A 20,128-nucleotide genomic window follows, 5' to 3' on the forward strand; every position below is an offset into this window, starting at 1 on the left:
CCAAGAACTCGAAACGCAAGTCGGCAAGCTAAGGGCCGGAGGGAAACGAGCGGGCCGTGATAACCCAGGACAGCAAGGATGGCTGGAGGGGCTTCACGCCGGAAAGGAAAATTCCTGTCGACTTGTGAGACGAGTGGGCCATCCGAGAGAAGTTGGTATTCTGGTCGATCCATCCGGCCTTGCGATTTCTCGCTTTTGCTGCGTCTATCTATGAACCGGTCTGGCCTCTTCGTCGGATCAAACACGCTGGGAAGTCACAAGGAGTATATGCACATGGCAACTGGAACCGTGAAGTGGTTCAACAGCACTAAAGGGTTTGGGTTTATCCAACCCGACGATGGCGGTCAGGACGTTTTTGTTCACATCTCCGCCGTCGAGCGCGCTGGTTTGTCGAACCTCGTTGAGGGCCAAAAGATCAACTACGACATCGAGCAGGACCGACGTACCGGCAAGTCTTCTGCTGGCAATCTCCGCAAAGCGGGTTGATTTCTCTGGCGCGCCGTGGCGAAAGCCGCAGGAGCGCGGCAAGTCGCGAATGTACTGACCGCCGTGTAAAAAAAGCGCGCGAAGCTTGGTGTGATGGAGAGACCTGGGCAGCAGATTGCTGCGACGCTTCAGAAACGATCGTGTGAACCAGGTTGTCAGGTAACGGAAGGCGGGAAGTCCCCCGCGTTTTTCGCGTTTGCGTCCTCCAGCGTAGGATGGTTGGCGACGTGGTGTTGCCCCGTGGAGCACTTTGGCTTGTTGTATCCTACAGCAATGTCATTGAAGATAGCCTGAGTTTGGCCCCACATGGACATCGCGTCGGATTTTTCCTCCCCCTTTGTAGGTTTAAGCTGCCTTCATACTTGGCCAGGCTCAACAGTCCGGCCTTTTTCTTTTTGTGTGGGCTGCGGTACATTGGTTATGATGCGCATTCGCTATGAGGCGCTCGACAAGCATTATGACCAGTCAGGATCATCCAAATGGCAAATCCTCCACGCCGACCCACAAATCCGATGTCAGCCGCTGAAGCCGCCTTCAAGCCGATCAAAAAGCCGGCGGCGCCGGTTCGCGAACCGTCGGCTGCTCCAAATATCAGAGAGCTTGTTTCGATCAGGATCGATAGGGCGGTGCTGGACCACTTCCAGGAAGATGGACCAGGCTGGCAGGATCGGATCAACGACACCTTGCGGCGCGCTATCTCCAAAGAACCGACCAATGCCGATGACAAATGATCAGACGACTACTGATCGGCACGGCGCTGATAGCGGCGACGCAGATGGAGTTGAACGGAAGTATAAGCGTAAGCGATTGCGCACCATTTGGACAACCGACAACGCGCATCCTGGAATTTTTTCATCGAGCCGCGGCCGAACCCCTCTATGCTCCGGGCGGAGACCCGAATGGCATTTCGATTCGTACACACGGCCGACATTCACCTCGACTCGCCGCTACGTTCGCTGGTGCTGCGAAACCCTGATCTTGCCGAACTCGTGGGGGACGCCAGTCGCCAGGCATTTGTCTCGATAATAGACCTCTGCCTTGCGGAACGTGTCGATGCGCTCGTCATTGCCTTATCGCGCATATCGAAACAGCTCGTTTTTCCTGACACGGTCACGATCTTCGGCGGCCGCCCCCAGTCGGTGGTGCAAACGGCCGGCGGGCTTGACGTCGCATTCCATGGATTGAGCTTCGCGAACCCAAAGGCGCCGGAAAGCCTGCTGCCCAAGTATCCGGCGGCCCGGGAAGGGGCGGTCAATGTGGGCATCATGCACACCAGCCTCGCTGGATCGCCCGGTCACGATGTCTATGCCCCTTGCAGCATCGCTGACCTGCACGGCCATGGTTTTGACTATTGGGCGCTTGGGCACATCCACGTGCGCCAAGTCCATCCTGGAGCAAGCACCGTTGTGATGACGGGAATGCCGCAGGGCAGGGACATCAACGAGGCCGGAGAGAAATCCGCCACTCTGGTCACGATACGAGAAGACCGGTCCGTCGAGATCGAGGAAAAACTGACCAGTATCGCGCAGTTCGAGCGGGCGAGCGTCGATCTGACCGGGACGGTCGAATGGTCTGAGGTCGTCGGCCGTGTCCGTTCCGCGCTCGAAGGTATCCGGGGTTCCGTCAGATCCCGCCACGTTGTGGTCCGTCTCGGACTGGCCGGGGCGTCGCCGTTGTCATGGGCGCTGATCCGCGACAGGGACCTGCTGCTGGCCGAAGCCGAGCAGGCGGCGGAGCAGACGGGCGACACATGGGTCGAAAAACTTGAGCTTGATCTCGCTCCACAGAGCGCGGAAACAGCCGATGACGTCGCCGATCCGATTTTCGAACTCGCGCAATCCATGCATGCCAATGTCAAGTCTGAGGCCTTCCGCGCCGAGGCGAGGGCGCTTGTCCAAAAGATGATTGCCGATCTGCCGCCGGACGGGCGCGACTTCGCCGGACGGGACGAAGCTGGGCTGGAACTGTTCATCGACAAGGTGCTTGCCAGCGGTGCCGACCTGGTCACGGCCCGCCTCAAAGCAGGTGGAGCGCAATGAGGCTCCGGCGCCTTGATCTTATTCGTTATGGAAAGTTCACCGACGGGACGATCGAATTCGGCCCAAGGCCGGAGTCCGGTCCCGACTTCCACATTGTGTTCGGGCTGAACGAGGCCGGCAAGTCGACCGCACTTTCCGGTTATCTGGACCTGCTGTTCGGTATCGAGGAACGCAGCCGCTACAATTTCCTGCACGAGTACAGCGCGATGCGTATAGGCGGGGTGCTCGAACTCGCCGGCACTGAGCACACATTCACGCGCACGAAGCAGCGCACCAACTCGCTGCTGAACGCAATGGAGCAACCGGTGAGCGAGGTGGCGATAGCAGCCCATCTCGCAGGTCTGTCGCGGGACGCATACGAGACCATGTTCTCGCTGGACGACGAGACGCTGGAAGCAGGCGGAAAATCAATCCTGGAGTCGCGTGGCGACCTGGGCAAGCTCCTGTTCACGGCCAGCGCCGGTCTTGGGCATGCGAGCGACATGTTGAGCGCGCTAGAGACCGAAGCGGACGGGCTCTATCGCAAGCAGGCTCACGGAACCGAACTTGCGCTGCTCAAGAAGCGCCTTGCGGAACTCAAGTCGCGCAGGGACGCGATCGACACCTTGGCCTCGACTTTTGAGAGCCTTGAGGCCGAACGTCTTGACGCGGCGGAAAAATACGACCGCAGTATTGCTGAACGATCATTGCTGTCGGCTCGGCTTGACACCATTGCCAGGTACCTTCGCGCTATGCCGATCCTCGCCGACATTCGACGCAAGGCGGCCCAGCTTGCCGAGCTGCCTGACATCGCTTCACCATTGCGGACCTGGACAGGCACCGTCACCGGATTGATCGATGACGACGCCAGCCTGAGAACGCGGCTGTCAGGGAACATCGACGACGCCGAGCGAGTGACGACGAAAATCGTGTCGGTCGATGTGGACGAGGCGATCCTGGCAATGTCCGAGCGGGTTCGGGCGCTCGCGGATCGCAAAGTGCGCCATGTCTCCGCAGGCCTTGACCTGCCAAGCCGCAGGACCGAGCTGCAGATACTCGACAGCGCCGTGGCGAATTGCCTTGCCGCCCTTGGAAGATCGTCCGAGGCAGATCCGGCTGCGCTGCTTTTGCCTGCTGCCACAGTCGGCGCTGTTCGCGCCATGCTCGAAGAGCGATCGGGAATCACCACCGGCGTACGCGTTGCCCGCAACGAATGCGCGGCGGCGCTCGATGCACTTCAGGCGGCACGCGAGCGGGTTGGGCAAGAGAGGGGGGTGCCCGAACCTGCCAGGGCAAGGCTGGCCTCGGCCTTGTCGAAAGCGCGAGCCAGCGGGCACCTAAAAGACCTCAGGATGGCCCGCGAGGCGGAGGACGCGAGCACGGTTCGATGGGAGGCGGCAATCGCTCGACTGCATCCCTGGTCCGGAGACGCCGGGGCACTGGCCAGGGTGCCCGTCCCGAGTGTCACGCAAGTTGGTGCATGGAAGGTGCGGGCAGCTGGGTTGGGAAAGGGCAGGGCTGTCCTTTGCGAACGTCTCGCCGAATACCAGGAGAGTCACGACCTGCTCTCGGCTCGCCTGGATGCGCTTCGTGCCTCGATCGATGTGCCCGACGATGAAGCCGCCGCCGCCATCCGCCGCGCCCGAGACAAGGCGTGGGCCAGGCATCGGGGCGAACTTACTGGCCAAACTGCTGACGATTTCGAGGCGCTATTGGCGCGTGACGACAGTGTTGCAGCGGTTCGGCTGGCCAACGCGCGAGAGCTCGCGGAGATCCGGACAACGCTCCGCAGCCTCACCGAAACAACAGCCGCCATCACACGTATCCGCGACCACGCTGACGCCGTTGCTCAAGCGGCTGGAAGCATGCGGCCTGGTCACACGCCGTTGTCATCCCGTCGCACCACGTCGCGTGTCGCTGCACGTGCGGGGTATGAAGAACTTAAGCCGCTCATTGAGCTGGGAGAAAAAACCGAAACGTTCGAGCAACGATTGAGCGCGGCCCGCAATGCGGCGGCCCTACAAGCATGATTAAATTGATCTGGATGGTTAGCCGTTGGATCGCGCCGGGGCAAAGCCGCGACTTCTGAGGCATAGAGAAGATTGCTATAGCTCACAATTGTTGCTATCGTGAGTTATAGCAAGGTGCCCTATCACTCATGGTATGGAATTGGGAGCAAGCGGACTGGCCGCATTTTACCTACGATAAGAAGGCGTTGGAACCGCTGGAAAGCGAGTTCCTGTTGCGATCGGGCGAGTTCCTAGGCGTCTTTCGTCATGTCGGTTCCGACGATCGCGACCAGATCCGCATCGATCTTATCAGCGAAGAGGCCTTGAAGACATCCGCGATTGAGGGGGAGTACCTCGACCGCGAGAGCCTGCAATCATCCCTGCGCCAGCAACTTGGTCTGGGCGGCGAGACCAGGCGCATTCCGCCTGCCGAGCGGGGCATCGCTGAAATGATGGCCGATGTCTACTTGCATTTTGCCGATACGCTGACGCATCGCACTCTTTACGCTTGGCATACGATGGTGATGTCGGGTGAGCGTCGTATCGAGACCATCGGCAACTACCGCCAGCATGCCGATGCCATGCAGATCGTTTCCAATCGGCTGGATAAGCCCAAAGTTCATTTCGAAACGCCGCCCTCCGCGCGGGTGAAACCCGAAATGGATGCCTTCACTACTTGGTTCAACGATACCTCACCCAAAGGCAAGACACCGCTCCCAGCGTTGACGCGTGCCGCTATCGCGCACCTTTATTTCGAGAGCATTCACCCGTTCGAGGATGGCAACGGTCCCATAGGCCGTGCCCTCTGCGAAAAGGCGCTGGCGCAAAATCTGGGTGAGCCCAGCCTCATCGCGTTGGCCTATACGATAGAGCGCCGCCGCAAGGCCTACTACGACCATCTGGAGGCCAGCAACACGAGCAACGCGGTAACAGATTGGCTGCTCTACTTCGCCAACACGATCCTCGAAGCGCAGCGCGTAACGCTCGCTCGTGTCGAATTCTCCGTCGTCAAGGCCAAGTTTCACGAACGCTACCGGGATCACTTCAACGAGCGCCAGGAAAAGGTCATCGCCCGGATGTTCCGCGCGGGCATCGACGGGTTCAAAGGGGGGCTCAGCGCCGAGAATTATATCGCAATCACGCAGGCATCGCGCGCGACGGCAACAAGAGATTTGCAGGACCTCGTTGCCAACGGTGCACTGATAAGAACCGGCGAACGGCGACACACACGTTACGCGTTGAACATTCTTGATGGCCCCACGTAAACCAGAAGAGGCAGGCTGTCAAAGAGCCTGCCTGCCTGAGCATCGAGGGGTGGCGGGCTGCAACCCGGCAGGAGGTTCGTCGATTGGGTTACACGAGACCGGAAACGCAAAAAGTCGCGCGGTGCGATGCTGATTGTCCGGTCCCGGTTGAAGCCGGTGGTATAATGTTACCTCAACGCGCGTTGGGGGAAAGAAGCGCGCGGAAGGGGCGCGCTGGCCTTCGAGTGGTAGCGAGAAACCTGAACAAACTCTTGGCAGACATCAAGGCCGGGCACATCAGCTCGGCTGCTGTATTGCGGCAAGCTTCCAGTCACCGCCGTTCTGCCGCGTAAAGGTCCACAGTTCGGTTGTCTCTGTCGGCTGATCGGCCTGGCCCTCGACAATCTTGTCACTGATGCGATCGCGGGTCACGTCGCGAGACTCGTAGCGCAAAGCAGCGGTCGCGTAGTCGCGGTCATTCTCCCGCCAGCTTTCCGCAATATCGGCCTCCAACAGGCTGACGTCCGACACGTCATTCCGGACGCCCTTTTTGGCATTATCGGCAAGTTCCTCGGACAGATAGGAAACCATCTCGGGCGTCACCAACCGGCGCAAGGCAGCATGGTCCTCGCGCCCGAATGCTTCTTGAACTTCCGTCAGCCGTTGCTGGAACGTGTCGAGGTCGGTTTTAGTGAGCGTGATCTCATCGGAAGGGCTGGCCTGGCTCGTTCCGCCAAATCCCGACCCGATGCCTGGAATGGGGAATGCTTGGACGTTGCTCGGCTCGGGCCGGGCTGCTGCGCTTCGCCCAAAGCTCCCAGCACCTCGCGAGGCACCGGCCATAGCGGGCTCTGGGTTTTGCGCCGATTGCGAGCGGAAAAAGCGAATGGCCAGCATGACCACGCCGCCGATCAGCAGCACTTGAAGGAGAAGGCCGAACATGCCGGCCAAGCCGCCGAACCCATGGCCCAAAAGAACGCCGATCAAGCCGCCGAGCAGCAGCCCCCGCATCATCGATCCACCGAGGCCGTTGAAGAAGCCTGGACGCTGGAATGCCTGCGGCTGGCGGGCCGCATTGTTCGTTGCCGCATTGGGCGTCATCGAGCGCTCGACCGGTGCGGAAGGCTGTGGCGCCGTCCTGGTCGGCGGGACCGGCTGGAAAGTGCGCATGCCGCGACTGCCGAAGCTGCCGCCACGGCGCGCATCGGCGTGATCCACAGCGACCATGGAAAATGCCAGGAACAATCCCGCAAACAAAATTGCAAACCGTCCTGAACGCGAAATCAGCATAGGCAAGTCCTCAAGTGACACTCTTTCCGCTCATATGGGGTGCCTCGATCGAAATATCAGTGAATCATCCGCCAAGAAAATTCGAACGACATGGTCGGCGGCACGCCGCTGTTCACGACGAGAATGTCGAGCGCACCAAGCAGACAATCGCCTGCTCGACCGCGCGGGCTCCTGCACCCGGCCGACCCGGCGACGGTCGCGTCAAGAGCATCGTTCGTGCAAGCCTCTTGCCATCGGTCTCTTGGCGACGACGCCGGCCCGCCTGATCTTGACATACATCTTTCTCGCATACTATCAACACCTCAGGCAAACCTGCCATACAGGTTGGCCCCCTGAACTGGAGATTGCGTGAGCACGGCGGTATCCGCAAAACATTCCGACGCAGCGAGCCTGGTCAGCAATACGATCGGCGAGATCACGCGCCATATTCGCGCGCATGAACTCGGGCCCGGCGACCGGCTGCCCAGCGAGGCCGCGCTTTCGAGACAATTGAGCGTCTCGCGCACCGTGGTTCGCGAGGCCTTCAGCTCGCTCGCCGCCATGCGGCTTATCGACCTGAGGGCAGGCAGACGGGCTACCGTCGCCGAGCTGGATTATGGCGCCATGTCGCTGGTGATCGAGCATGGCGTCCATACCGAGCAGATCACGGTGCAGCAAATCTACGACGTGCGCCGCACGATTGAGACCCGCACCGCCATGCTGGCGGCCTTGCGCAGAACAGCCGACGAAGTGGAAAGGATCAGGACGCATGCGCTCGCCATGCGCGAGAATTTCCAGCGGCCGGAACAGGTCATGGAGCACGATCTCGCCTTTCACCTCGAAATCGCCAAGGCTGCAAAGAATCCGGTTTTCAGCCTCATCGTCGGCGCGTTCGAGCGCGTATCGCGCCAGACCTGGCCGATCGGCTGGCGGAGCCGCCCTTCGGATGCCGAGCAGTTGGAGATGATCCAAATCCATATCGATCTCGCCGAAGCAATCGAGACCGGTGATCCTCAGTCCGCTCGCGACCTGATGGCGAGGCATTTTGACGAGAGCGTCAAGGCCCTGCTGGCGGCTGGCATCGCCTGAGGAGCGGGGTGCGCGATGAAGATCACGAAACTGGAAACGCTGCGGCTCAAGGAGCGGCCGAACCTTCTCTGGGTCCTGGTTCACACGGACGAAGGCCTCGTTGGGCTGGGCGAGACCTTCTTCATGGCCGAAACCGTCGAGACCTATCTGCACGAATATGTCGCGCCGTGCGTGATCGGGCGCAACCCCTTGCAGATCGACCTGCTTGCCGCCGATCTCGTCGGCTATCTCGGTTTCCGATCGACGGGCGCGGAAGTCAGGGGCAACTCCGCTTTCGATATCGCACTGTGGGATCTGTTCGGAAAGGCGACGGGTCAGCCGATCGCACAACTCCTCGGCGGTTTCACCCGGCACGAGATCAGGACCTACAACACCTGTGCCGGTACCGAATACATCAAGAAGACCACCGGCCAGACGACGGCCAATTACGGGCTCGATAAGCCCGGCGACGCCTATGATGATCTGAACGGCTTCCTTCACCGCGCCGACGAACTGGCGCATTCGTTGTTGGAGGAAGGCATCACGGCCATGAAGATCTGGCCCTTCGACATGGCCGCCGAGAAAACGCGCGGCTTGTATATTTCGCAGCCTGATTTGAATTCCGCGCTGGCGCCATTCGAGAAAATCCGCAATGCGGTCGGCGACAAGATGGACATCATGGTTGAATTCCATTCAATGTGGCAGCTGCTGCCGGCCATGCAGATCGCCCGCGAGCTTGCCCCCTACAAGACCTTCTGGCACGAAGATCCGATCAGGATGGACAGCCTGTCCAGCCTGAAACGCTATGCCGAGGCTTCGCTGGCGCCGATATCGGCTTCGGAGACGCTCGGTTCCCGGTGGGCCTTCCGTGACCTTCTCGAGACCGGGGCGGCCGGCGTCATTATGCTCGATATCAGCTGGTGCGGCGGGCTCTCGGAGGCGCGCAAGATCGCTGCCATGGCTGAAGCATGGCACCTGCCGGTCGCGCCACACGACTGCACCGGTCCAGTTGTGCTCGGCGCATCGACCCACCTGGCGCTCAATGCGCCGAACGCGCTCGTCCAGGAGAGTGTCAGGGCCTTCTACAAGACCTGGTACCGCGACCTTGTGACCGCTTTGCCGCAGGTGAAGAACGGCATGATCACCGTGCCTTCCGGACCGGGCCTCGGCATGGAACTGAACCCGGAGATCGATCGCGCCTTCACGGCGCTTCGACGGGTGACCGACGCATCGACTCTCTGAAAATGAACCTGAAGCAGCTTTCTACGGAGGAGGAGAACCATGAAGAAGCTACTTATCTCGGCAGCCTTGGGAGCAGTACTGGCTGGAGGCTCGGCAATCGGCTCACGCGCGCAGGAGCCGATGAAAATCGTCTTCACACATCATTCGTCGGCGTCAAACCCGTTCTGGCAAGCTGTGAAGAAGGGGTTTGACGACGCCTGCGCCAAGATCCAGGCCAATTGCCAGATGGTCTTCACGCAGACCGAAGGCTCGATCGAGCAACAATCGGCCAACATGCAGGCGGCGCTCGCGGCAAACCCGGACGCGCTGATCACCTCGATCGTCGACAACAATGCCTTCGACCAGATCATCGCCGACGCCCGCGCTGCCGGCGTCACGGTCATCGCATCCAATGTCGACGACACCGAGGGAGCCGCCGGCAATGCCCGCCAGGCTTTCATCGGCCAGGGCTTCATTCCCGCCGGCTACGAACTCGGCAAGAAGATGTCCGAGTTCTTCCCCAAGGAAGGCAAGATCAGGGCCCTCGTCGGCGTCTCCGCGCCCGGTCAGAACTGGTCGGAACAGCGCGCTGCCGGCGTCATGAAGTTCCTTGAGGAATACAAGGCCGCGAATGGCGGACGCGAAGTGGTCATTGAACGGCTCGACACCGGCACAGATGGCGCCGTCGTCGCCGATCGTGTTGGCGCCTATCTGTCTGCCCACCCGGACACCACGGTGTATTTCGACACCGGCCTTTGGCATGCCTACGTCGCCCAGGTACTGATCGATCGCGGCATCGAGCCGGGCAAGGTGCTGATGGGCGGCTTTGATATCGTCTCGGAAGTCCTGCAACAGATGGAAGCGGGTTATATCCAGGTCCAGGTCGACCAGCAGCCCTACATGCAGGGCTTCATGCCGGTGATGGAAGCCTATCTCGCCAAGAACGTCGGTCTGCTGCCGGCAGACATCGACACCGGCAAGGGCATCATCGTCAAGGAAGACGTGCCAAAGCTCAAGGAACTGGCCGCAAAGGGCGTGCGGTAGGCACGAAGCCGGCGTCCTCTCCTCGTTCTTACGGGGAGAGGTCGGCTGGACAAGGGGGAGGGCCAGGCAACACGGTCTTGGGCGTTGGCTCCGTCCCCATCCTCCAGCGGCATCTTCCCCGTCAAGGGCGGTAGAAGACAGACTGCCGCCATCCCCTTTGCCGATGCGATAACCAGCGGAAACGATCCCGAGCCGGAGCGAATGATGAAGCGTTTGATGAAGATTTATCTGGAGAAGCCGGAGCTTGCGGCGGTCGTGTTCCTGCTCCTGCTCCTCATCGTCTTTCAGATTCGCTCGAACGGCGTATTTTTGAACACACAGAACCTTCGCGGAATGCTTGGGCTGCTGCCCGAAATGGGGCTGGTCGCGATCGGCGTGACCCTGCTGATGATATGCGGTGAGTTTGATCTTTCGGTGGGCTCGGTCTTTGCGCTGACCCCGATGACCATGGCGGTGATGCTCGCGGCAGGCGTTCCGTTCGCGCCGGCCTTTGCCGCCGGCCTCGCGATCGCTGCCCTCATCGGCTTTTTCAACGGGTTCATAACGATTCGTTTCGCGATACCAAGCTTCATCACCACGCTTGGTATGCTGTTCATCGCGCGTTCGCTGACGGTGGTAATCTCCGGCGGCTTCCCTCCTGTCATACCAGCTAACGCTCTGCCCAAATGGCTGTTTACGGTCTATGTGGGACCGGGCGACCTCTTTCGCATGTCGTTCTTCTGGTTTCTCGCCGTGGCAATCCTGGTGACCGTGCTCCTGTCGCACACGAATTTCGGCAACTGGGTGCGCGCCACCGGCGGCTTTCTGCCCGCCGCGCAATCGATGGGCATCCCGACGGCCCGGGTGAAGGTCGCCTGCTTCATGATCTGTTCGGTGCTCGCCGGCTTTGCCGGTACCATTCAGGTGATGCGGCTCGGCGCCCCGCTGCCGTCGATCGGCGAGGGGCTGGAGCTGCAGGCCGTGTCGGCTGCCGTCATCGGTGGCGCCTCGTTGACTGGTGGCATCGGCACCATCTTCGGCGGCATCATCGGGGCTGCCCTTATCCGCGTCATCGACAACGGACTGGTGCTGAGCCAGGTTGACGCCAACTGGTTCAAGATGGCGATCGGCTTTCTGACTATCTTCGCGGTCGTCATGAACGCATGGCTTCGAAAGCGGGGCAGGGCAATGAAGGTGGAGACCTGATCATGGCGGCCCCCATCATCGCGATCAAGGGACTCCAGAAATGGTATTCCGGCGTCCACGCCTTGAAAAACGTTACGCTGGATATCTATCCCGACGAGGCACTGGGCCTCGTCGGCGACAATGGCGCCGGCAAATCGACGCTGATCAACATCCTCTCAGGCACCCAAAAGCCCGATGGCGGCGAGATCAGGATCGAAGGTGAACCGGTCCGCTTCTCTAACCCGCGCGACGCCATGGAACGCGGCATCGAGACGATCTACCAGTACAATTCCATGGTCCCGACCATGACCATCGCCCGCAACGTTTTCATCGGACGCGAGCCGGTGAAGGGTTCGGTTTTCGGTATCGGCATCCTGGACCAGAAGCGCATGCGTGACGAAAGCGTCAAGGCGATCGCCGACGTCGACCTGCATCTGCGGTCGCCCGACGCGCTGGTCGGCGAACTGTCGGGCGGCCAGCGCCAAGGCGTGGCGATCGCCCGGGCCATGCACTTCAAGTCGAAAGTCATGATTCTCGACGAGCCAACCAACCATCTCTCGGTGAAGGAAACGCGAAAGGTGATCGGCTTCGTTCGTGGCCTCAAGGCCCAGAACATCACTAGCGTCTTCATCAGCCACAACATGCATCATGTTTTCGAATGCTGTGACCGGGTCGTGGCGATGGCGCGCGGAGAGATCGTTCTGGACAAGCCGATCGGCGAGACTTCGATCGAGGAAATCCACGAGGTGCTGTGACGTGAAGAAGCAATCACTCGCGAGCCACTCTGCTGGTGGAGATCAGTCTGCGCTACGGCTTTTCCGTAAGGATCGCCTCAGCGGTTTTCTCGTCGGTGATCAGCACATCGACGACACCCAAGCGCAACACGGCGCGCAGCACCGGAACCTTGTCGAGGCCGCCGGAGGGCAGGATCACAGTGTCGACGTCGCGCAGATGTTCGGGGGCGAGGCCGATGACGCGACTGTTTAGCGGGTGATCGACCAGTTGTCCGTCGGCGCCGATCCAGTGGCCGCAAATATCGCCGACAGCTCCGGCTTGGCGGAGCGATCTGAGATCATCGTCCCCTACCAGTCCGATCCGAAAGATGGTGGCGTCCTTGTGCACCGCGCCTACCGAAACGAAAGCGGCGTCAACGTCGCGGGCATGGGTGAAAGCATCTTCCAGAATTGACTGGCGCATAAGCAGATCGCGTGTGGCCTCGGTATCCGTGAACACCGGTGCTGCGATGTAGAAGCATTCCGCGTCGAAGAGCGCCGCGAGCCGGGAAGCGATCTCGTAGATGTTGATCGCCGATCCACGTGTGAGCCCGCCAAGCAGGGAAACGATCGACATTCCTTTGACCGGGCGCACGGTCACCGACCGCAGACTGAGCTGGAGCGTCCGCCCCCATCCCACGCCCACCGATATCCCGTCACGGATTCTAAGCGACAGGGCTTCGCCGGCGGCGGCTGCGATGACCTGTGGCACCAGAGCAGGATCCGGCGGTGTCGGGACCACGATTGGATCCGAGACACCATAGGCGTCCCGCAGCCGGTTCTCCAACTCGATGCAGTTCGCCACCTTGGAATTGATGCGAATCTGAACGATCCCCCGCTGGCGCGCATGCGCCAGCATCCGGTTGACGCGAAGGCGGGTCAGGCCAAGAGACTTGGCGATTTGCGCCTGGGTGAGGTCACCGACATAAGCAAGCCAGGCGGCGCGCACGAGCAGCCCTTCCTCGCGATCGGCCGTGACGGAACTCGTTACGGCTTGGCGGCCGTCGCGTTTCTTTCGTGCTGGTTTCTCCATCAGATCATCCTGTCCACTCCGCGGCAGCGGGTTCAGAGCGGGCTCGGCCGAGCCATGTGCTCATCGATATGAGGCATCAATCGAGTTTCCCCGGCTCCGCTAGCCTCGATGATAGCGGTCGAAGGACAAAACCAGCGGAGCATCATGGCAAATCGCGTCGATGATGGCAGTCGTCAGCGGCAGGCGATCATGGGGAAGTACACCCCGGCCCATCATATTCTTCAAAGCCTGACCAAGGTCCAGCGCCAGTTGCGCCCCCTCAACCGTGTCCGAACTCATATGTTCGCGCTTCGCCACGGAATAGGGCAGGCCGCGGCCGAGCAGGCGTCCCATGCGACCGTTACGGCCCGCCTGGCAGGTCACATAAAGATCGCCGGAGCCGGCCAGCCCCAGCCCTGTTTCGATTTTTCCACCCAGAGCTTCGACCAGAATCGCCATCTCGGCGAGGGACTGCGAGAAAAGCGACGAGGCAAGGTTGTGCATGAGCGCACCGTTGGGCGCCTTGCCGTCTCGCTCAAGCAGCCCGACGGGAGCCCCAACGGCGAGTGTATAGAAGTTCTTGAAAGCGGCGCAGATCTCGACGCCAATGAGATCGGATGATGGTCGCGCATGATAGAAAGGCGCGCGCAGGATGCGTGACGCCGCGGCCAGCTGGTCGGGATCGTGCCCAGCCACGATCACGGAGGTATCGCGCTGTGCGGCCAGTTCGCCGGCAATGCAAGGTCCGCCGACGGCCATCACCGAGATCGACAAGCCAGTACGTTGCTCAATCTCGCGGGCAAGCAGATGCGGCAGGATTTCGATGCCTTCGTCGCTCGCGGCGAGTCCTTTCGTAATCATAAGTATCGGCATGGGCGACTTGATGCTTTCAGCAATGCGGTCGATCGCCCAAGGAACGCCGGCCGACGAGACGCCGAGTACAAGCAGGTCGGCTCCATCGTTCATCGCCGTCCCGAATTCGGTCCAGGAACAGGCGGCTACCGCGTCAGGCAGAGTGATGTTGAGGCGAGGGTGATGACCTGTGTCGGCCACAGAGCTGACGATCTCCTCGTCGAGATGGGTGCCGACAAGAGTGATGCGGTTACCCGCGTGAGCGGCCGGAAGCGTCATCGCAGAGCCCATGACGCCAGCGCCGAGGATAATGATCTTCGCCATTCAGCTTCTTTCCTTGTCCAGCCGCTCGCCGCTGCCTTGGTCGAACAGGTGGATTCGCTCAGGCGCTGGCTCCAGGTGGATCACAGCTCCAGGAGAGAGCTCCATGCGGTCATGCAGCACCGAGCAGATCGCAATGTTGCCCATGGCGGCAAAGATATGGATTTCGGGGCCAGTCGGCTCGACAACCGTAATTCTCGCCGGGATGCCGCGCCCGTCTGCCACAGGTCGAAGATGTTCGGGCCGAATGCCATAGATCACCTTTTGGCCGGGCCGGACCGCAGCCTCTGGCGGAAGCGGGAGGGATAGCTCGTCGGTCCGCACCACCCAGGCGTCGCGCTCGGAAGCCACCTCGCCATGGAACATGTTCATTGCGGGCGAGCCGATGAAGGAGGCGACGAAGAGGTTTGCCGGGCGATCGTAGACATCAAGCGGGCGCCCGATCTGCTCGATCTGGCCGTCGCGCATGATGACGATGACATCGGCCATGGTCATGGCCTCGATTTGGTCATGCGTGACATACACGGTGGTGGTCTTCAGCCGCTGGTGGAGCTCCTTGATTTCCGTGCGCATTTGCACGCGCAGCTTGGCGTCGAGGTTGGACAGCGGCTCGTCGAACAGGAAGACAGTTGGGTCTCGCACGATAGCGCGACCCATGGCGACGCGTTGCCGCTGGCCGCCCGAAAGCTGGCGGGGATACCGTTCCAGATAAGGGGTCAGATTGAGGATCGATGCCGCCCATCCGACCTTCTGTTTGATTTCTTCGTTGGGGCGTTTCTTCAACTGCATGGAAAACGCCATGTTGTCGAAGACGGTCATATGCGCGTAAAGCGCGTAATTCTGGAAGACCATCGCGATATTGCGGTCTTTGGGATGAAGTGTGTTGACGACCCTGTCTCCTATCGTGATCTCACCGGACGTGATGGGCTCGAGACCGGCTATCATGCGCAACAGTGTGGACTTGCCGCACCCGGACGGCCCCAACAGAACGACGAACTGGCCATCCTCGATCGAGAGATCGAGTCCATCGATAATCGAGAGGGCGCCATAGTCTTTCTTTATGTTGCTGATGGTGACAGACGCCATAAATTGTTATCCTTCGATTGCCCTTGCCGGTTGGGTTCAACTTTCGCCATGCGAGTCATTGGCGACGGTCGGATGCGGTCTCACCATTCGCTCTCCAGAAACTCCTCCAGCAGCCCTGCATCGGCGGCCAGATTGACAAAGGACCATCGGCCACGGATTTCCCGCGAATAGCGAATGGCATCGTGCCAAAGCGCGCGCGGCAGGCCTAGTTCCGCGCCGGTGACCGGCCCCCCCGCAGCCTTGAGTGCTGCCTCCATGCGGGCGACCGGCATCGCCATCGGCCGAACCTCCTGGCGCAGCGCCGGCCAGATTTCCGCAAGCCTGCGGTTGAAGATTTCCGTCTGGCGGACGTCGAGAGCCGTCTTCCTCATCTCGGCAATGCAAAGTGGTCCGAGCTGCGCGCCATAGCGGGCCAGCATCGCCGCCTCGTCGATGGCGGTCGGCTTCACCTGCGGCGGTTCGTCCATGTCGAGCAGCCGCGCTTGCAGACGCGCCATGACCATCGACGCAACCCCCACCTGCTGACCGTGCGTGGTGCCGGGATGATGGTCTTGCGCGAACATGTCGACCCAATGGGAAATCTGGTGCTCTCCCATGGATCCAGGATGGGAAACGCCGGCGAAGCACACACCCATCGAGCACAGCGTTAGGACGCGCTGGAGATGCCCGACGGCGGTGATGTCGTGCCTGGCAAGGCCAGGCGCATTGGCCAGCATCGGCTCCTCATCGCCCGCCTGCAGCAGGTAGGGCACGGCAGAATAGTAGGTGTCGAACAGCCGATGCGAAGCCCACCAATCGATCTGGGCGGTGGGACGACAGAGGCTGTCGCCAAGCCCGGCGGCGCTGAGCCAGGCGGGTGCTGCAGCCGACACGCCAAGGTCCAGGAAGATGCCCCGCGGCGCGTGCGAGGGCAGCGAGATCTTGAGCCCGGAGGCCAAGGTCACCGATGCTGTCGAGGCGCCGTAGCCATTCATCGAGGCGGCCGTGCCGAAGACGGCATAGGGCCGCTCGTCGAGGAAGGTTGCATGCTTGCAGCTGTCGTTGAGGACGCCGGACCCGACGGCGACGACCCCGTCGGCATGACGCGTCTTCTCTCTGACCATCTGGATCGTTGCCTCATCGCAGTCGAGTCCGTCAGGCAGCACGATTTCGTCGATGTTGGCGATGGCACGCAGCGCCTTCGCGACGCGCCGGCCCATCACATCGACGGTGTTGATATCGGACACAACTGCGATGCGGCTGCCTAGCGCCAGGGGCGCAACGAGATCCGCCTCGCGGCCCTCCGTCGTCTCCAGCAATTCGATCGTCTGGAACGGCAGGATCGTAGCCGCGCCGGTCTTGGGATCTGTCCAGCGTCCCGCGACAACGTCCTCGATCAACGCGTTCCAGTTGGTCGTTTCAGCCATGATCGGCCCCCATGAAGGCCGCGAGGCGCTGGTTCCAGGCTGAAAGCGTTGGCCAAAGATCGGCATGGATCGCAAGAAGTTCGGCGTAGAGCTCGGCCCGTCTCGTGTCCGGTTCGAAGGTTTTGGCCGGCTCGCTGGCCATTGCCAAGGACGCTTCGGCGATGGTGGAAAACCAGCCCACGCCCTTTGCCGCCGCCATCGCCGCGCCAAGCGAGGAGGCTTCCACCGTCGTCGAACGCTTTATGGGACGATCGAGTGCATCCGCCAGAATTTGCATCCACAGGTCGGACTTCGCTCCTCCACCGATGGCTATGAACTGGTCGATGGTCTGGGCGGCAGCCGCAGCGGCCCGCTGACTTGTCGCGGCCTGATGCAGCGCTATGCCTTCCAGCACGGCGCGATAGATGTCGCCGCGGCGGCTGGAGCCGGATAGCCCGGCAATCACACCACGGGCCGCGCTATCCCAGTGCGGGTCCATGACGCCCTGCCAGTAGGGCAGGAGCATTATGCCGCCTGCGCCGATCGGGCTCGCAGCGGCTTCGGCCTCGAGCGCCTCCAGAGCATCGCTTGCGCCATGCAGATCGACGCCAAGCATTTCGCGCGCCATCCAGTCGACGAGAAAAGTGCCGGCGCGAAGGCACGTCTCATAGATATAGCCGTCATCGGCGACCGCCGTCTCGGTGCGGAAGGCCTGGTCGTGGACGTAGTCCGTGCCGAAGCTGCCGGAGACGACCGCCGTGCCGAGGTTGATGTAAGCGCATCGCGGCTGCAACACACCAGCGCCCGTTCCGGCGCATTGACCGTCGCCGCCGCCGGCGACGATCGGCGTGCCCTCGCGCAGGCCGGTCGAAATGGCCGCTTCCGAAGTCAGTTGGCCCAGAACGGTGCCGGGCCTTGCCAGGTCCGGCATCATGCGCCGGGCGATGCCCGCTGCGGCGAGTATTTCGTTCGACCAGTCCATAGCTCGCATATCGAGTATGCCCATCGGGTCGGCGGATGCGGTGGACGTCACCCACCGGCCGCTCAAGCGAAAGACCAGATAACCGTGGACTTCGGCCATTCGCTCCACGCGGGCAAAAATCTCGGGCTCTTCCTCGCGAAACCAGATCATGCGGTAAAGGCAAGGAATGACGTCCAGCGGCTTGCCGGATATTGCGTGGACGCGTGCCGCGCCGAAGCTCTCGCCGAAGCGGCGTGCTTTCCGCCGGGCGCGCTCATCGAGCCAGAGCGTTGCCGGCCCGACGGCTTGGCCCTGCTCGTCGAAAAGGCCGAAGCTCTCGCGTTGGTTGGCAATCGCAAGGGCGGCAATGCGTGCGGGCGAAACTGTTGCCGCGACAGAACGAAGCGCCGTGACCGTCGAGGCCCACCATTCGGCCGGATCCTGCTCGAAATAGCCCGAACGCGGGTTGGACATTGCAAGCGGTGCACGACCTTCAGCCACGGCCAGACCACTGCGGTCCCAGGCGATCGCCTTGGTTGCCGAGGTCGAGGAATCGATGCCGATGACGAGATCCGGAACCATTGCCGCCACATTGCCAAACGGCGAGGGCGGCCGAAGCCGCCTTCGCCCAAATCACCGACTAGCCGCTAAAGACCGGCATCCTTGACTTTGCCGTCGACAATGCCGGCAATGGCATCCAGGCATGCCTTGGCATCGCCGCCATAGTCCTGGCCCGTAAGCAATTTGCCGAGTTCAACCGGGATGTCGTTGTTCGACAGATCCGCCCAGATCGGCATGTCCGGCTCCGATCCCATCTGGTTGTCGATAGTGTATTTGATCGCCTCGAAATGGCGTGTCGTTCCGGGCCCGACAACGGCCTTCGCCTTGACCCGAGGATCTGTAAAAGAGGAATTGCGCATCGGCGAGGCGCCGCCGCCGAGCGTCGATACCCGCGCCATCACATCCTTCGAGCAGACCCACTGCATGAACAGCCATGCTGCTTCCTTGTTCTTGGAATATTGCGACAGCGAGATCGTCGAGCCACCTTGGTGGCCGACGGCCGGGATTTCGTTGAAGCCGCAATCGGCGGCGGCGCGGCGGCCAGGAACCTCCTTGGGCGCGGGCAGGGCCTCGAACAGGCCTTTGACCTTGGAATCGTTGGCGTCGAAGCCGGGGAAATCTTCGCCCCAGGTGATTGCCATGGCGGCCTGACCCTGTGTCAACGCCTGTCCCTGACCGTCCCAGGTCCAAGTCGTCGCCGAGGGCGGCGAGTTTTTGACCAGCTCCTGATAGAATTGCAGTCCGGCCACGCCGCGCTCGTCATTGCCGACAAACTTCTTGTCCTTGTTGAAGATCGAACCGCCATGGCCCCACAATGCGAAGGTCCAGTCGCATTCCAGCGAATAGTGGCCGGACTTCGCCTGGCACGCTGTGCCGAAGATGCCGTTGCTTTTTTCTGCCTCTGTGAGCGCCTGCACGGCCTTGAGATAGGCGTCGAGGTCTGTCGGCAGCGCGATATTGTGTTTATCGAAAAGATCCTTGCGGTACATCAGGATGAAGATCGGAATATCGAATGGAATTCCGCACTGTTTGCCGTTGTACATGGCAATGCCGTCGACCAGCGGCTTGGAGAAATCGTCCCAGTCGAAGTTGGGCATCGCCAGTTCTTTGTTCTGGTCATAATATTCGCGCGGATCGACGACATCTTGTGCAAATGTCGCCATCCAGGACTGGTCGAGATAGTAGACGTCGTAGGTGCCCAGCTGGCCCTGTACGTCTTGCGTAGCTTTGGCGAGAACCTGCTCCAGCGGCACGATCTCGACTTCCACCTCAATGCCGGTTGCCTTGGTGAATTCACCCGCGACAAGCTGGTTGGCCACGATCGTTGGCGGCGTCGCTTCCGAAGTGTAGCGGATTTTGGTGCCGGCGTATGGTTTGCCGACGTCGGCCAGCCACTTCAGCATATCGGCGTCCTGGGCGCGGGCTTCTTCAACCCCGAGGCCCAGCATCCCCCGATTGGTGCGGCCACCACCTAGCATAGCCGATCCGAAGGCAGAAAAGCCGACACCTGCGAGCGCCATCTTCCTCATGAAGTCGCGTTTGGTTATTCGGCGCGCCGTAAAGTCATTGCAGGTATCGGTGACGAATGTCTTCTTGTCGTGTTCACTGAAGCTCATGATCGTTCCTCCGTTGCGGTTTTGTCGTCGTTGTTCTC

The 20,128-nt window shown here is 61.1% G+C and carries 17 protein-coding genes; 10 read left to right on the top strand and 7 right to left on the bottom strand.

The window, feature by feature from the left end; translation table 11 throughout:
- Window positions 1-273: 273 nt before the first annotated feature.
- The 5 genes from NKJ93_RS21155 (at window position 274) to NKJ93_RS21175 (ending at window position 5,778) form a co-directional block, all read left to right on the top strand.
- Entirely contained in the window at window positions 274-486 is a 213-nt protein-coding gene (locus NKJ93_RS21155; RefSeq protein ID WP_031194806.1) for a cold-shock protein, read from the top strand.
- Between the two features lie 479 nt (window positions 487-965).
- Window positions 966-1,217, top strand: a complete 252-nt coding sequence (locus tag NKJ93_RS21160) for a BrnA antitoxin family protein (RefSeq protein WP_352590899.1) — start codon at window positions 966-968, stop codon at window positions 1,215-1,217.
- 168 nt (window positions 1,218-1,385) lie between these two features.
- Window positions 1,386-2,525 carry a metallophosphoesterase family protein gene (locus NKJ93_RS21165; protein ID WP_352590902.1) on the top strand — a complete coding sequence of 380 codons (1,140 nt, stop codon included), beginning with the start codon at window positions 1,386-1,388 and terminating at the stop codon, window positions 2,523-2,525.
- Window positions 2,522-4,534 (top strand): AAA family ATPase, encoded by a 2,013-nt coding sequence (locus NKJ93_RS21170; RefSeq protein WP_352590905.1) that lies wholly within the window; start codon window positions 2,522-2,524, stop codon window positions 4,532-4,534. The genes NKJ93_RS21165 and NKJ93_RS21170 overlap by 4 nt, the downstream gene beginning before the upstream one ends.
- 128 nt (window positions 4,535-4,662) lie before the next feature.
- The gene (locus NKJ93_RS21175) at window positions 4,663-5,778 is read left to right on the top strand and encodes a Fic family protein (protein ID WP_352590908.1); all 1,116 of its coding nucleotides are present in this window, start codon (window positions 4,663-4,665) and stop codon (window positions 5,776-5,778) included.
- A gap of 276 nt (window positions 5,779-6,054) precedes the next feature.
- Here the strand turns inward: NKJ93_RS21175 and NKJ93_RS21180 are convergent, their stop codons facing one another.
- The gene (locus NKJ93_RS21180; protein ID WP_352591060.1) at window positions 6,055-7,044 is read right to left on the bottom strand and encodes a Tim44 domain-containing protein; all 990 of its coding nucleotides are present in this window, start codon (window positions 7,042-7,044) and stop codon (window positions 6,055-6,057) included.
- 351 nt (window positions 7,045-7,395) lie between these two features.
- On the opposite strand from NKJ93_RS21180, the gene NKJ93_RS21185 reads away from it, so the two are divergent.
- The 5 genes from NKJ93_RS21185 to NKJ93_RS21205 all read left to right on the top strand — a co-directional run bounded on the left by NKJ93_RS21185 (window position 7,396) and on the right by NKJ93_RS21205 (window position 12,278).
- On the top strand, window positions 7,396-8,115 hold the full coding sequence (locus NKJ93_RS21185; protein ID WP_352484283.1) for a FadR/GntR family transcriptional regulator: 720 nt from the start codon (window positions 7,396-7,398) through the stop codon (window positions 8,113-8,115).
- Window positions 8,116-8,130: 15 nt separating this feature from the next.
- Complete coding sequence (locus tag NKJ93_RS21190) at window positions 8,131-9,336, top strand: mandelate racemase/muconate lactonizing enzyme family protein (protein ID WP_352590911.1); 1,206 nt, start codon at window positions 8,131-8,133, stop codon at window positions 9,334-9,336.
- A gap of 39 nt (window positions 9,337-9,375) precedes the next feature.
- Window positions 9,376-10,359 carry a sugar ABC transporter substrate-binding protein gene (locus NKJ93_RS21195; protein ID WP_352484285.1) on the top strand — a complete coding sequence of 328 codons (984 nt, stop codon included), beginning with the start codon at window positions 9,376-9,378 and terminating at the stop codon, window positions 10,357-10,359.
- A gap of 204 nt (window positions 10,360-10,563) precedes the next feature.
- Window positions 10,564-11,544, top strand: coding sequence for an ABC transporter permease (locus NKJ93_RS21200; protein WP_352590914.1), 981 nt, complete (start codon window positions 10,564-10,566; stop codon window positions 11,542-11,544).
- 2 nt (window positions 11,545-11,546) lie between these two features.
- The gene (locus tag NKJ93_RS21205; RefSeq protein WP_031194992.1) at window positions 11,547-12,278 is read left to right on the top strand and encodes an ATP-binding cassette domain-containing protein; all 732 of its coding nucleotides are present in this window, start codon (window positions 11,547-11,549) and stop codon (window positions 12,276-12,278) included.
- A gap of 52 nt (window positions 12,279-12,330) precedes the next feature.
- On the opposite strand, the gene NKJ93_RS21210 is transcribed toward NKJ93_RS21205, so the two are convergent.
- The 6 genes from NKJ93_RS21210 to NKJ93_RS21235 form a co-directional block, all read right to left on the bottom strand.
- Window positions 12,331-13,329 carry a sugar-binding transcriptional regulator gene (locus NKJ93_RS21210; protein ID WP_023722155.1) on the bottom strand — a complete coding sequence of 333 codons (999 nt, stop codon included), beginning with the start codon at window positions 13,327-13,329 and terminating at the stop codon, window positions 12,331-12,333.
- Window positions 13,330-13,428: 99 nt separating this feature from the next.
- On the bottom strand, window positions 13,429-14,484 hold the full coding sequence (locus NKJ93_RS21215; protein WP_352590919.1) for a hypothetical protein: 1,056 nt from the start codon (window positions 14,482-14,484) through the stop codon (window positions 13,429-13,431).
- Window positions 14,485-15,567 carry an ABC transporter ATP-binding protein gene (locus tag NKJ93_RS21220; protein ID WP_023722153.1) on the bottom strand — a complete coding sequence of 361 codons (1,083 nt, stop codon included), beginning with the start codon at window positions 15,565-15,567 and terminating at the stop codon, window positions 14,485-14,487.
- An 80-nt stretch (window positions 15,568-15,647) separates the two neighbouring features.
- Window positions 15,648-16,973 (bottom strand): iron-containing alcohol dehydrogenase, encoded by a 1,326-nt coding sequence (locus NKJ93_RS21225; RefSeq protein WP_352590922.1) that lies wholly within the window; start codon window positions 16,971-16,973, stop codon window positions 15,648-15,650.
- Window positions 16,966-18,495, bottom strand: coding sequence for a xylulokinase (locus NKJ93_RS21230; RefSeq protein WP_352590925.1), 1,530 nt, complete (start codon window positions 18,493-18,495; stop codon window positions 16,966-16,968). Before NKJ93_RS21230 ends, NKJ93_RS21225 begins: the two co-directional genes overlap by 8 nt.
- A gap of 65 nt (window positions 18,496-18,560) precedes the next feature.
- On the bottom strand, window positions 18,561-20,090 hold the full coding sequence (locus tag NKJ93_RS21235) for an ABC transporter substrate-binding protein (protein WP_352548605.1): 1,530 nt from the start codon (window positions 20,088-20,090) through the stop codon (window positions 18,561-18,563).
- Window positions 20,091-20,128: the final 38 nt, after the last annotated feature.

The organism is Mesorhizobium sp. M0028 (assembly GCF_040323855.1).
Taxonomy (GTDB): Bacteria; Pseudomonadota; Alphaproteobacteria; order Rhizobiales; family Rhizobiaceae; genus Mesorhizobium.

What these genes read in the sequence shown, in the direction of transcription:
- NKJ93_RS21215 (WP_352590919.1), bottom strand. Translation starts at nt 14,484, where the DNA reads ATGGCGAAGATCATTATCCTCGGCGCTGGCGTCATGGGCTCTGCGATG.
- NKJ93_RS21220 (WP_023722153.1), bottom strand. Translation starts at nt 15,567, where the DNA reads ATGGCGTCTGTCACCATCAGCAACATAAAGAAAGACTATGGCGCCCTC.
- NKJ93_RS21195 (WP_352484285.1), top strand. Translation starts at nt 9,376, where the DNA reads ATGAAGAAGCTACTTATCTCGGCAGCCTTGGGAGCAGTACTGGCTGGA.
- NKJ93_RS21210 (WP_023722155.1), bottom strand. Translation starts at nt 13,329, where the DNA reads ATGGAGAAACCAGCACGAAAGAAACGCGACGGCCGCCAAGCCGTAACG.
- NKJ93_RS21230 (WP_352590925.1), bottom strand. Translation starts at nt 18,495, where the DNA reads ATGGTTCCGGATCTCGTCATCGGCATCGATTCCTCGACCTCGGCAACC.
- NKJ93_RS21200 (WP_352590914.1), top strand. Translation starts at nt 10,564, where the DNA reads ATGAAGCGTTTGATGAAGATTTATCTGGAGAAGCCGGAGCTTGCGGCG.
- NKJ93_RS21190 (WP_352590911.1), top strand. Translation starts at nt 8,131, where the DNA reads ATGAAGATCACGAAACTGGAAACGCTGCGGCTCAAGGAGCGGCCGAAC.
- NKJ93_RS21155 (WP_031194806.1), top strand. Translation starts at nt 274, where the DNA reads ATGGCAACTGGAACCGTGAAGTGGTTCAACAGCACTAAAGGGTTTGGG.
- NKJ93_RS21170 (WP_352590905.1), top strand. Translation starts at nt 2,522, where the DNA reads ATGAGGCTCCGGCGCCTTGATCTTATTCGTTATGGAAAGTTCACCGAC.
- NKJ93_RS21175 (WP_352590908.1), top strand. Translation starts at nt 4,663, where the DNA reads ATGGTATGGAATTGGGAGCAAGCGGACTGGCCGCATTTTACCTACGAT.
- NKJ93_RS21205 (WP_031194992.1), top strand. Translation starts at nt 11,547, where the DNA reads ATGGCGGCCCCCATCATCGCGATCAAGGGACTCCAGAAATGGTATTCC.
- NKJ93_RS21160 (WP_352590899.1), top strand. Translation starts at nt 966, where the DNA reads ATGGCAAATCCTCCACGCCGACCCACAAATCCGATGTCAGCCGCTGAA.
- NKJ93_RS21225 (WP_352590922.1), bottom strand. Translation starts at nt 16,973, where the DNA reads ATGGCTGAAACGACCAACTGGAACGCGTTGATCGAGGACGTTGTCGCG.
- NKJ93_RS21235 (WP_352548605.1), bottom strand. Translation starts at nt 20,090, where the DNA reads ATGAGCTTCAGTGAACACGACAAGAAGACATTCGTCACCGATACCTGC.
- NKJ93_RS21165 (WP_352590902.1), top strand. Translation starts at nt 1,386, where the DNA reads ATGGCATTTCGATTCGTACACACGGCCGACATTCACCTCGACTCGCCG.